The following is a 12097-nucleotide window of genomic DNA, read 5'->3' as shown; positions in this document are numbered from 1 at the left end:
GAAAACCTCTTCTTATTGTTTGAGACCGGAGCCTGCGACGCTCTTGATGAAGTAGCGCTGAAGGAAGGCGTAGACGAGCACGATCGGGGCGAGCGCCATCGTCGCTGCGGTCATCAGCATGGGAATGTCGGTGCCGTAGCGGTCGTCCTGCAGAAGCGCCAGACCGAGCGACATGGTGCGCATGTTTTCGCCATTGGTGACGACGAGCGGCCAGAGCAGGCTGTCCCATTCGCCGAGGAAACGCAGGATGGCGAGCGAGATCAGCGACGGCACGTGCATGGGCAAGACGATCTGGAACAGGATGCGCCATTCGCTGGCGCCGTCGATGCGAGCGGCCTCCAGCAACTCGTCCGGCGTGCCGAGGAAAGCCTGGCGCATCATGAAGATGCCGAAGCTGCTGATCGCGGCGGGAATGATCAGGCCCGCATAGGAATCCAGCCAGCCGAAATCGCGCACCAGGATGTATTGCGGCACGAGGATGACGATGAACGGGATCATCATCGTGGCGATGATCGAGCCGAAGACGATGACGCGGCCGGGGAAACGGTATTTCGCCAGTGCAAAACCGCACATCGACGAGAAGAACAGGTCGAGGACCGTAATCGACGTCGAGACGATCAGGCTGTTGAGGAAATAGCGGATGAAGTCGATCTTGCCGAATACGTGCCCGATATTCTCGAACAGGCGCGGCTGCGGCGGGATGTACCAGAGCGGCTTGGTGAAGATGTCCTGCTGCTCCTTCATCGTCGTCACCACCATCCACAGGAGCGGCGAGATGATGACGGCGGAGGCGGTGATCAGCAGGACATGGATCAGCAGGCCCTGCGGATCGAGCTTGAACTTCCCGCGACGGGACTTCGCCTTGCGGCGCACGGCGGTCGCCTGGTTTTCGCTGGCTGTGATCGTCATGCTTGCGGCCTCAGGACACGGAACTGGATCGCGGTGAGCACCAGCAGGAAGCCGAACATGACGACGGCCATGGCCGAGGCATACCCCATACGGTTGAAGCCGAAGGCGACCTCGTAGATGAGATAGGGCAGCACCTTGGTGGCGCTCGCCGGCCCGCCGTTGGTCAGCGAATAGAACAGGCTGAAGGCCTGCGAGGCGCGGATGATCGAGACGACCATGACGAACAGGATGAAGGGCTTCAGGAGCGGCAGCGTGATATGCCGGAAGAGCTTCCAGCTGCCGGCGCCGTCCATGCGCGCCGCCTCGTAGTAGGAGGTCGGGATCGCCTGCAGGCCGGCCAGGAAGATCACCATGTAATAACCGACATTCTTCCAGACGCTGACGATCAGCACCGCCGGCATGGCGAGATCCTTGTCGTTCAGCCATTGCAGGCCGGCTATGCCGAAAGGCTCGGTAAACATCAGGTAGAGGCCGCCGACCGGCGTGTAGACGACGCGCCAGATCATCGCCACCGCCACCATGGTCAGCACGGCCGGCGCGAAGATGATCGCCTGGTAGAGTCCCCTCCCCTTGATCTTGCGGTCGAGCAGGATGGCAAGGCCCAATGCCAGCGGCAGTTCGAAGGCGATCAGGATCAGCGTGTAATAGATCGTCACCAGCGCCGAGTTCAGGAAGGTCTTGTCGGAAAACAGCCGGATATAGTTCCGGAAGCCGATGAACTTCGGGGCACTGACGAGATCCCATGAGGTGAAGGACACGTATATCGCGTTGGCGACCGGATAGAAGACGAAAACGCAGAAGAACAGGACGGCGGGCGCCACCATCAGCCAGGCCGTGCCCGGATAATGGTAGGTCTTCGTTTTCCGCCGTCCCCTTTTAGGGAGGGAGGGGCGCTGCAGGGTTGCAGCGCCGGACATCGGCTCAGTCATTGGGTCGATAGCTCCCCTTTTTTTATGTCATGCGCAGTCGGATCAGCGGATCATTCCGCCACGAGATTGTCGATCTGGTCGGCGAGATCGGACACGACGGCTTCCGGCTTGTCGCCATTGGCCGAGATGCGATCATAGGCTTGCGACACGGCGCTCGCCAGTTCGGCGAAGCGGTGCGTGTTCGGCAGCGGCTTGCCGATCGCCAGATCCTGGAAGAACGGCATCGCATAGGGCAGCGCCTTGACGACCGGAGTTTCGCGGAAACCCTTCCAGGGCAGGACGTAGTTGGCTTCCTTGAACCAGATGTCGCGGCTTTCCGGACGCTGGGTCATGTAGGACACGAACTGCCATGCTTCCTTCTGCATCTTCGAGGTCGAGCTGACCATGTAGATCCACGGGTTGAGGCGGGTCGCCGGCGTGCCGTCCTTGAACTGCGGCAGGCGGGCGACGCCATAGACGCCGTCCTTGAAGGTGACGTTCGGGTATTTCTGCTCGATGCCCGGCGCAAGCCAGAGGCCGGCATTCAGCATCGCGACGCGGCCGGAGGCGAAATCGTCGACCGGATTGATGGTCGGCGCGAGGCCGAGCGCCGACACCTGGTTCGCTCCATGGAACGTATCGTAGACATACTGGAAGGCCGCCAGGCCGGCGTCGTTCTTGAAGCCGTTGGCCGAACCGTCGGCATTGAGGAAATCGACGCCCTTCTGCGGCAGCAGCGAGCCCCAGTAGTAGAAATGCGAGGAGGCGCTGCGGGCCATCCAGCCCCAGCCGGCGCGGGTGACGGTGCCGTTGCCATCACGCTTGATGAGCTTCTTGCCCATCTCGGTGACTTCGTCCCAGGTCGTCGGCGGCTTTTCCGGGTCGAGGCCGACTTCCTTGAAGAAGTCCTTGCGGTAGTACATCGAGATCGAGGCCAGATCCATCGGCATGGCATAGAGCTTGCCGTCGACGATGAAGCCGTCCAGCGCGCCCGGCTCGAACGCATCGATCAGCTCCTGCTGCGACTTGAAGCCGAATGCGGTGTAATCGACCGGCGAGACCAGCTTGCGGTACACATAGTTCGCAAAGTTGTTGGCGCCGACCGAAACGAGGTCCGGACCACCGCCGCCGCCGGTCCAGGCGGTGAGGATCTTGAGCTCGTTCTGGTTGGTTTCGAAATTCTCGTGCTGGACCTGGATGCCGGCATCCTTTGCGAAGCCCGGAACCATGGTCTGGTTCACGATCTTCACGCGGGTGTCGTAGTTATGGCCCCAATATACCAGCTTGCCGGCGGCCTGTGCAAAGGCGGCGCGGACGCTCGGCCCGGCAAGCGTCAGGGCGGCGGTGGAGGCGCCCAGTGTCTTCATCAACGAACGACGTGAAATTATCATCATGCTCTCCTCTGTTTCTTCGTTTGGGTCGTTTGCCGTTCCGGCGGTCGTCTACCTGCCCATGGCGTAGCTCATACGCCTTGGATCTCCGGCGCCCGAAAGAACGCCGGTTCCGGCGTCCCTGCGGATGGCGCATATTCCTCCCGAAAGCGCGGCCAGACGCGGCCAGGGCTTCGGGTCGTGTCCCAGGTCCTTCAGCCGCGGGCCGACCTTGTTGATCAGCGGCTCCTCGACATAAACGAGGCCGGGCCTGGCCGAATGCGGATCCTCGGTCGCCGGCACGCCGTAGCTCGCCCAGCGCGGCGTCTCGACGGCGGCCTGGAGATCGGCGCCGCGATGCAGGTGGTGCATGAGAAACTGCAGCATGGCCTGGGTCTGCACCTCGCCGCCCGGCGTGCCGTAGACCATCAACCCTTCCGGCCCCATCATCAGGCCCGGATTGGGGGTCAGCCGCGGTCGCTTGCCCGGCGCTACCGCATTCGGGTTGGCCGGATCGAGCGAGGCCTGCAGGCCGCGGTCGGACAGGCCGAAACCGAGGCCGGGGATCATCGGGGTCACAAGGATCGTGCTGTCGCTCGGCGTTGCGGAAAACGCGTTGCCGTGACGGTCGACGACGCAGACATAGGTGGTGTCCGGGCTGCGGCGGCCAGGTCTTGGGAGGGCATCATTGTCCGCAGCCCGGTGGTAGGCGTCGAGCCCACCGGTCAGTTCGGCCGCATGCGCATCCGACAGCAGCCATTCGGTATCGATCTCGTTGATGCGCGGATCGCCGTAATAGCGGTTGCGCTCGTGAAGCGCCCGCTCGGCGATCTCGATCAGCAAGTGATGCAGTTCGGCTTCCGGCAGCACGGCGATGTCGTAACGCTCCGCCATCTTCAGCATCTGCAGCACGGCAGGCCCCTGCGACCACGGCCCGCAGCCGTAAAAGCACCGGCCGTGATAGGTGACCGACAGGACCGGTTCCTCCGCCGCCTCGTAGGCCGCCATGTCGGAGGCGCGCAGGAAACCGCCCACTTCTTGCGAAAACCGTCCGGCGATCTCGGCGATCTCGCCGCGGTAGAAACAGTCGCGGGCGGCGCGGATGCCGTTCTCACGGCTGCCGCCGGCGGCCTTTTCGGCGGCGGCGAGCCGCTCCAGAGTTTCGGCGAGCGCCACTTGGCGCAGCGGCTCGCCTTCCTCGGGCACCCTGCCGTCGGCCATGTAGACTGCGGCATTAGACCAGCCGGTCCAGAGAGGAGCTGCCTCGATCAGGTTGTGCCTGAGGAAATAATAGACGGGAAACCCGTGGCGGGCGAGGTCGATTGCCGGCGCCAGGGCCTCGGCGGCCGAAATCGTGCCGTATAATTCCAATGATTTGAGCCAAGCATCGAGCGCGCCCGGCACCACCCAGCGCTGCGGAGCGGCCGGAATTCGCCCGTTCCCCGCCGCCTTCACGGCCTCCAGCGTGGCCAGCGCCGGCCAGTGGCCGATGCCGGCAATGCTGGTCACCAGATCGCGCCCCGACATATGGATCAGAACCGGCGCCACGCCGCCCAGGTTTGCCATGTCCGGCTGGGTCACATTCAGCGCGAAACCCGCTGCAACACCGGCGTCCACGGCGTTTCCACCTGCCTCCAGGACGATGAGCGCTGCATGGGCGGCCAAGGGATGCCCCGCAGACACCATATGGCGGCTTCCCAAAAGCAGCGGCCTTGTGGTGCGGGCATTGGCGAAACTCATCCAAATTCCCTTGCGTTCAGAAGCGGGATGATGCGACAACCACGAAAACTTTGGTCGGCTGCTTTTAATCAATCAATTGGATTTAATCAGTCTCGCCGAAGAATTGCAACAAGATTCTGACAAAGTCCGTTCAGGAGCAGCCATGCTGTTTGGTACCAATCTCGACCGCGCCCAGCGTTTCAACCGAAGGGTCGTGCTGGAAACGATCCGGGTGAACGGACCGCTCTCCCGCGCCGAGGTGGCAAGGCTCACAGGCTTGTCCGCCCAGACGGTCACCAACATCATCGACCAGTTCAAGCCGGCGGGCCTCCTGATCGAGAAGCCGCGCCGCACCGGCGGCCGCGGCCAGCCTCCGATCGACCTGGTCATCAATCCTTCGGCCGCCTTCTCCTTCGGGATTTCCTTCGACGACCGCAGTCTCGTCGTCGTCCTGCTCGATCTCGGCGGCGAAATCAGGGCCGAGGTGGAACTGCCGGTGTCGCATCCGACGCCCGGCATCATCCTGCCGCTCATGGAAGCGGCCGTGAACCAGCTGATCAGCAAGACGCGGATTTCCCGCGAACTCATCTGGGGCGCGGGCGTCGTCATGCCGGTGCTCGTCTCGCAGGGCAATCCGACGGCGCTCGGCCCTAGCTCGGTGCCGGACTGGCAGAATTTCCCGGTCGCCGAAAAACTGCGCGAAAGGCTGGACCTGCCGGTCTTCCTCGACAACGACGCCACCGCGGCGGCGATCGGCGAGCTTCTGTTCGGCGCCGGCCGGCAGTTCTCGGATTTCTTCTACATCTATCTCGGCGTCGGCGTCGGCGGCGGCATCATCATTTCCAGCCGGCCCTATCGCGGCGCCTTCGGCATGTCCGGCGAAATCGGCCATATGATCAGCATGCCCGGCGGTCGCCCCTGCCCCTGCGGCAACAGGGGATGCCTGGAGCGCTACGTCTCGCTTTCGGCCGCAGACGCCGCCTTCCGGGAAGAGCCCGAAACCTTCGGTGCGATCAATCTGGACGAGCTTTACGAGGGGTTCGAAGCGCAGGATCCACGCCTCGTTGAGTGGCTGGACGAGGCCGCCGAACATCTGCGCAACGCGATCGTCTCGGTCGAAAACCTCTTCGATCCGCAGGCCGTCATCCTTGGCGGACCAGTGCCCGACACCATTCTCGACGCGCTGATCGCGCGCATCGAGCCCTCGCTGATCAGCGTCAGCCACCGGCAGGGCAATGCGTCGAGCCGCCTGCTGAAGGCCGAGACGGGGCTCGACAGCCGCGTGCTCGGCGCGGCGTCGCTTGCCATCTTCGACAGCATGACTCCGGATTTCTCCGTGTTGAAAAAGGAAGCGGTCGAGGCCGAATGACCCCGGCTATTGCGCCGCCGCGTGCATCTTTGCGGCATTCTGGGCAAGCCAGGCGACGCCCAGCAGACCCGCGTCGTTGCCGCAGGCAGCCTGCAGGACCTGGTTGTTGCGGGCCAGCATGGGCCAGGTGAGTTCCGGCAGATAGATCCGGATCGGCTTCAGGAGGGCTTCGCCCGCCGCCGCCACGCCGCCGCCGACGATGCAGGCTTCGAGATTGAGCGCATTGATTAGCGGCGCAAAGACGCGGGCGATGATCCGGCCGATTTCATCGACGGTTCGTGCTGCAGCCTCGTCATGTCCAAGGGCCTGGAACAGCTCCGGCAGGCTGCCGATCTCCTTGCCGGAATGGCGCTTGTAACGTTCGAGGAAGGCACCCGCGCAGGCCAGCTTCTCGAAATTCGCCGGCGTGCCGTCGTCCTCGCGCAGCATGACCGCGCCGATTTCCGGCGGTTCTCCGCGCGAGCCGGTCACCACCGACCCGTCGATATAGACGGCGCCGCCGATGCCGGTGCCAATCGTCAGCAGCATGAAGCGGCGGAGCCCGCGGCCCGCGCCGAAATACGCTTCGCCGACGGTTGCGGCCACACCGTCGTTCTCGACATGAACCGGCAGCCCGGTCGCGGCGGAGAGCGATTTTGCCAGCGGCTTCTCCCGCAGCGCCGATACGTTGGCGCCGCCATCCACCAGCATGCCGGTCAGGCGGTCGACGAAACCCGGCAGGCAGACGCCGATCGAGGACGCCGTTTCACCGGCCTCCTTCTGTAGGGCTTCGGTCAGTTCGGAAAGCCTTGCAATCAATGCATCGAAGGCAAGGCTCCGGTCGAAAACGACCTGCCTGCGCGCCCATACACGTCCACCACCGCCGACGGCGCCGGCCTTGATTGCGGTTCCTCCAATATCTATCCCGATCAGCATCGGCATCACCGCGTGAAAGTCTTGATCGCCAGCGCCTTTGAAAGGCCCGGATAGGTCATCGCGTCCGGGATCATAACCCGGCGCAAGGCCAGATCCACCGCGAGCCGCTGGAAGGGAATGCTGGCGAGAATGGTGTCGAGCGGCTGGACCGCTCCGGCGTCGAGGTGGAACCAGTCGAACGGCGTCGCCGCTTCGGTGAGGTTCAGGAGCACGACCTTCACGCCCCGCTCGGCCATCACGACGGAGGTGTGGGAGGCCAGATCGCGCTCTTGTTCGTCGGCGGCGATCATGATCACCAGGCTGTTCGCATCCGTGCCGTGCAGCCGGCCATGCAGCAGTTCCTCCGGCTCGAAACCGGCCGTCGCCACACCGGCGATCTCAGCGATTTTCAGCGAGGCTTCGAGCGCCACGCCGAAATGCCGGCCGCTGCCGGTGACGACGATATAGGACGGCAGGGCCTGCCCGCCGATCAGCGATGCAACGGCCATGCGCGACGCTTCGGTCGTCGCATCGACCGACTGCGCCGCAAGCTGCGGCAGGTCACGCCTCGCAAGCCCCGCAGCCAGCCGGAAACAGGCGGCGATGCTGGCGGTAAAACCCTTGGTCTTCGGTCCGATCGGCTCCTCGCCGATCGGCAGGAGGATCATTGGCAGGCCGAGCGCGCCGATCGGGCTTTCCGGATCGGCGGTGATCACCACTACCTGCCAGCCCTTGCCGCTCACGACCCGCGCCGCTTCGATGGACGTACTGCTGGTGCCGCTCTGGGAGAGGATCACCACCAGCGGATTGCCGAAAACCGCCCCGATATCCCTCAAGAACACGGCCGGATTGACGACCTCGACCGGCCGGCCGATGGCCGACTGCAGCCAAGGCCGCACGATGGTCAGCGCATTGAGCGAAGAGCCGGAACCGACGAAGAGCACGCGGTCATAGGCCGAACCACCGTCCAGAACACCGCGGGCAAAGTCCTGCGCATCCGCCCTTTCGAGCGTCCTTGCGGCCACCTCGCCCTGCTCTTCCATGAAATTTTCTATCGACATCGGCGCTCCGGCCAGTTCGCCGGATCAGCAGTTCCGGCGTCACACAGCATTTAATCTATCATCTGGATTTAATCGAGGTTGTCAATTAAAACAAGCATCAAGATGGCCGGCGCACAGGAATCCGGTTGCGAGAGGCAGGATGGAGACGGTCGAACTCTACAACAGCAGCATGGCGGCGCGCATAGGCCTCCTCGGCGCCGAATTGCGGGCGCTGAGCCTTAACGGCGCTGAGCTTCTCTGGACGCCCGATCCCGCTCTCTGGGACGGCACCTGCCTCGTCCTCTTTCCGGTGATCGGCCGGGTGAACGACGATGCCGTCAGCGTTGGGGGCACCGCCTACCCGATGCCGATGCATGGATTTGCGCTGACCAGCCGGTTTTCCGTCGTGGCGCAGTGCGACAACCGCTGCACCCTTGAACTGCGCGCCGGTCCGGAAACGCGGCGGAGCTACCCATACGACTTCGCGCTCCGGATGACCTATCGGCTGTCGGGATCGGCACTGCAGATCATCGCGGAAATCCGCAACGACGGCCGCTTCGCCCTCCCCACCAGCCTCGGCCTGCATCCCGGCTTCCGCTGGCCACTGGTGCCGGGTGTTCCCAAAGGCCGGCATCTGCTCACCTTCGACGAAACAGCGCCAATCCTCTACACTCGACCGGTCAAGCGGCTGATCGGCCGACCGGTTCGAACTCCCGCTGGAAGGCGGGTCGCTGAGGCTCGACGAGGCGCTGTTCGAGAAAGGCGGGCTGGCGCTGCTTTCACTGAAAAGCCGCAGCCTTCGCTTCCAAACCGAGGACGACAGGGCGGCAATCCGCGTCGCTTTCCCGGACATGGACGGCGCCATCCTGTGGTCGCGGCCGGGCGGCGATTTTCTCTGCATCGAGCCGCTGCTCGGCCATGCTGATCCGGTCGGCTTTACCGGGGACATCATGCAGAAACCGGGAATGGCGCATATCGCGCCCGGCGAGACGTTGAAGCTTACGGTGACGATCACGCCGGAATTTTCGCCGGCGTGATCGGATATACGTCGCCTCAGAGAGCGTGGTCGGCCTTCAGGATCGGCTTCGCAGTCAGCATGGCGTTACGGTAGCCTTCACCCTTGCGATAAACGAGTGTGCCTTCCTTGAAGACCATCGCAGTGGCGCTGAGCGCTGCGATATCCTTCGTTGCATCGCCGTCGATGACCAGAACATCAGCCAGCTTGCCAGTTTCCAGCGTGCCGACGATATTCGAGACACCGCAGATGTCCGAAGCCGTGCTGGTCGCCGAACGGATCACTTCGACTGGGCTCATGCCCGCCTTCACCATCAGGTCCATCTCATCGGAGAAGTCGCCGACCGGGTTGTAGAGCGTTGTCGCGTCCGTGCCGAAGACGATGCGCACTCCGGCCGCGACGGCCTTGCGCAGGCTTTCGAAATGCGGCGCCAGAAGCGACACGGACTTTTCCATGACGAACGGCGCTTCGCCGCCGGCCGGGCCCCGGTTGATGATGCGCGGGTAGACGGAAATGGTCGGGCAGAGCGCGACGTTCTTCTTCAGCATCAACTCGATCGCCCAGTCGTCGAGGAAGACGCCGTGCTCGATCGTGTCGACGCCGGCCTCGACGGCGCGGATGATGCCTTCGGTCGCCAGCGCGTGGGCCGCCACCGGCTTGCCGGCATCATGCGCCACGTCGACGGCCGCACGGATTTCCTGCATGCTGAACTGCGCCTGGGTCGGCAGTTCGCCGGGCGTGCCGGCCCCACCGCTCGCCATGACCTTGATAACGTCGGCGCCGAGCTTGATCTGCTGGCGGGCGAGCAGGCGCACGCCGTCTTCGCCGTCCGCTTCGGCGGAAAGGTTGGCCCAGCCGTGGCCGCCGGTCATGCAGATCGCCCGGCCGGACACGAGATAACGCGGTCCGACGGTATAGCCTTCGTTCAGCGCCTTCTTGAGGCCGAACACCGCGCCGCTCTGGGCGCCGAGATCACGCATCGTAGTTACGCCGGCGCGCAGCGCCGACTGCGCATAATTGGCGCCCCAGATGGCGGCGGCGCCTTCCGAAAGCCGCAGCATCTGCGGCTCGTGGAAGACGTGCATATGGGTGTCGATGACGCCCGGCGTCACCGTCTTGCCGGTGGTGTCGATCACCTCGCCATCGAAACCCGAGGTCAGGTCCGCGACCGCGCCGACCGCGCCAACCTTGCCGTCGACGATTTCTACGAAGCCGTTCTTGATCACCTTGTTTCCGAAACCTTTATAAACGGTCCCGCCCTTGAGCAAAATCCGGCTCGCCATAATTACCCCCAATTAAATCCATGCATTTGAATTAATCGCGGACGGAGCACATTGTCAATCGTCGAGTTGGTCGGGGCGAACGGTGTACGCAACGTCGGGGATCGCAGTCGTCGAGCGCATTGTCGACGGAGCGGGGCTCGGGGATTTCGGCCTCTCCTTGTATGAAGGGAAAGAGATACAACACCGCCGACAAGAAGAACTCACGCAAATGCAGGCGGGTCAAGCGGGCAAGACGAGCGGCATCGGAGAACGGCTGCGAGTTAACAGCAACCTCTGACGACGAGGCTTCTATGCCACGACGGTCCGATAGATTGCGCGCTCGCCGTATCGTGAGCTCAGAGTGAAAGTCAGCCCGGTCCAGAACATCGTGAACACGGCAAAAGTTGAACTTCCGATCAGAAACGTCACCTGAGCGGCGCGATGCCGTTTGACGCCGTCAACCATGAACATGAGCACGCTGCGATATGAAATCGACGTCACGGTGAACTCCTCCTTGGTGACCGGCTCGCACCATTGGCGTCGGGGCAGTGGCGTGCGATAGGATACGGCATGGGGCGATCAAAAGGTCGCGTCCTGATTGGAGTGCGCGCTGAACAGCGGCCTTGCGGAGTTTATTCGAGACGCTCAAAGGCGAAGCTTTCGGCGAGACGTGAAACCGAGGTTTCAATTGTAAGCTGTGCTTCACGTATGGCCTCCGTCTGCAACCGAGCAGACGGTCGTAACAGGAAAAGCGTCCGGGTGAGCGGTGGGTTTACGATCCGCCGGGCTATGAGCGTTCCAGCCTTCACTTCGCGGGTCACCGTCCCGAAAGGCAGCGCGGCGCAGGCAGTTCCGTCAGTGATGAGACCTTTGATCGCATCCATAGATTCGATCTGAAAGGCGACATTCAGCGGAAGGTCGAATTGCGCCATTGCCTCCTTGAGGAGATGTATGATCTGACCTTTCTCGGTCGGAATGACGAAGGTGGCCTTGGCAAGTTCGGCCATCTCGATCGGCTTGTCCTGTCCGTAAGGCGAATTCGGACTGGTGATGAAAAAGATCGACTCCTTCAGCATCGGCTGTTTCCGTATCGCCTTGTGATCCGGCACATTAAAAGCAAGCGCGAAATGGAGATCGCCGCGGGCGACGCGATCGCCCAGCAAATGGCTCATATCCTCCACGACCTGGACCGAAACCGATCGCGAAAGATGGCTGAGATCCTGCGCCAGGGCCCCGGCCAGCATCGCCGAAAGACTGGCCGTCAGCCCGACGGACAGAGGTTCCTTCTGGTTCGGTGCGAAACTCCTGATCGTCTTCTTCATCGTCGAGACATGCTCGAGCATCTTTTTGGCCTCGGCGAGGAAATATTGCCCTGCGGGCGTCACGGTCGTGCCGCGGCGCCCGCGCTCCAGCAACTGTACCCCGAGCTCTTCCTCAAGAGCAGTGATCTGGGCACCGAGCGCAGGCTGCACGATGTTCAGTGCAGCGGCCGCCTGCGTGATGCTACCAAGTTCACAGACGCAGACGAATGACTCAAGCTGGCGAATGCGCACGGAATCGTGCCTCCCTTTCCGAACGGCGAGCCAGCATGAATATCACGGAACGCCTTAC

At 63.1% G+C, this 12097-nt stretch carries 11 protein-coding genes; 2 read left to right on the top strand and 9 right to left on the bottom strand.

All coding sequences use genetic code 11. The features are described 5' to 3' along the window. Positions 1 to 12: 12 nt before the first annotated feature. The 4 genes from QEO92_RS28735 to QEO92_RS28720 are packed head-to-tail and all read right to left on the bottom strand — an operon-like array spanning position 13 to position 4927. The gene (locus tag QEO92_RS28735; RefSeq protein WP_227705573.1) at positions 13 to 909 is read right to left on the bottom strand and encodes a carbohydrate ABC transporter permease; all 897 of its coding nucleotides are present in this window, start codon (positions 907 to 909) and stop codon (positions 13 to 15) included. Beyond that, complete coding sequence (locus tag QEO92_RS28730) at positions 906 to 1838, bottom strand: carbohydrate ABC transporter permease (protein WP_227705572.1); 933 nt, start codon at positions 1836 to 1838, stop codon at positions 906 to 908. Before QEO92_RS28730 ends, QEO92_RS28735 begins: the two co-directional genes overlap by 4 nt. 50 nt (positions 1839 to 1888) lie before the next feature. Beyond that, a complete protein-coding gene (locus QEO92_RS28725) occupies positions 1889 to 3211 on the bottom strand; it encodes an extracellular solute-binding protein (protein ID WP_280107546.1) in 1323 nt (440 codons plus the stop codon). A gap of 48 nt (positions 3212 to 3259) precedes the next feature. Further along, complete coding sequence (locus QEO92_RS28720) at positions 3260 to 4927, bottom strand: gamma-glutamyltransferase family protein (protein ID WP_227705570.1); 1668 nt, start codon at positions 4925 to 4927, stop codon at positions 3260 to 3262. A 142-nt stretch (positions 4928 to 5069) separates the two neighbouring features. On the opposite strand from QEO92_RS28720, the gene QEO92_RS28715 reads away from it, so the two are divergent. Then, entirely contained in the window at positions 5070 to 6275 is a 1206-nt protein-coding gene (locus tag QEO92_RS28715; protein WP_227705569.1) for an ROK family transcriptional regulator, read from the top strand. Between the two features lie 6 nt (positions 6276 to 6281). On the opposite strand, the gene QEO92_RS28710 is transcribed toward QEO92_RS28715, so the two are convergent. Further along, positions 6282 to 7190, bottom strand: coding sequence for an ROK family protein (locus QEO92_RS28710; protein ID WP_227705568.1), 909 nt, complete (start codon positions 7188 to 7190; stop codon positions 6282 to 6284). Between the two features lie 5 nt (positions 7191 to 7195). Continuing rightward, positions 7196 to 8230 (bottom strand): SIS domain-containing protein, encoded by a 1035-nt coding sequence (locus tag QEO92_RS28705; RefSeq protein WP_227705567.1) that lies wholly within the window; start codon positions 8228 to 8230, stop codon positions 7196 to 7198. A 139-nt stretch (positions 8231 to 8369) separates the two neighbouring features. On the opposite strand from QEO92_RS28705, the gene QEO92_RS28700 reads away from it, so the two are divergent. After that, a complete protein-coding gene (locus tag QEO92_RS28700; RefSeq protein WP_227705566.1) occupies positions 8370 to 9134 on the top strand; it encodes an aldose epimerase family protein in 765 nt (254 codons plus the stop codon). A 128-nt stretch (positions 9135 to 9262) separates the two neighbouring features. On the opposite strand, the gene QEO92_RS28695 is transcribed toward QEO92_RS28700, so the two are convergent. The 3 genes from QEO92_RS28695 to QEO92_RS28685 all read right to left on the bottom strand — a co-directional run bounded on the left by QEO92_RS28695 (position 9263) and on the right by QEO92_RS28685 (position 12039). Beyond that, positions 9263 to 10507: a metal-dependent hydrolase family protein gene (locus tag QEO92_RS28695; RefSeq protein ID WP_227705565.1), complete on the bottom strand. Its 1245-nt coding sequence runs from the start codon at positions 10505 to 10507 to the stop codon at positions 9263 to 9265. 288 nt (positions 10508 to 10795) lie between these two features. Further along, the gene (locus QEO92_RS28690; RefSeq protein WP_227705564.1) at positions 10796 to 10987 is read right to left on the bottom strand and encodes a hypothetical protein; all 192 of its coding nucleotides are present in this window, start codon (positions 10985 to 10987) and stop codon (positions 10796 to 10798) included. 131 nt (positions 10988 to 11118) lie between these two features. Continuing rightward, positions 11119 to 12039, bottom strand: coding sequence for a LysR family transcriptional regulator (locus QEO92_RS28685; protein ID WP_227705563.1), 921 nt, complete (start codon positions 12037 to 12039; stop codon positions 11119 to 11121). Between the last annotated feature and the right edge of the window lie 58 nt (positions 12040 to 12097).

This window comes from Neorhizobium petrolearium (genome assembly GCF_029854435.1).
Lineage (GTDB): Bacteria > Pseudomonadota > Alphaproteobacteria > Rhizobiales > Rhizobiaceae > Neorhizobium > Neorhizobium petrolearium.
This window is presented reverse-complemented; position numbering and strand designations above follow the sequence as displayed.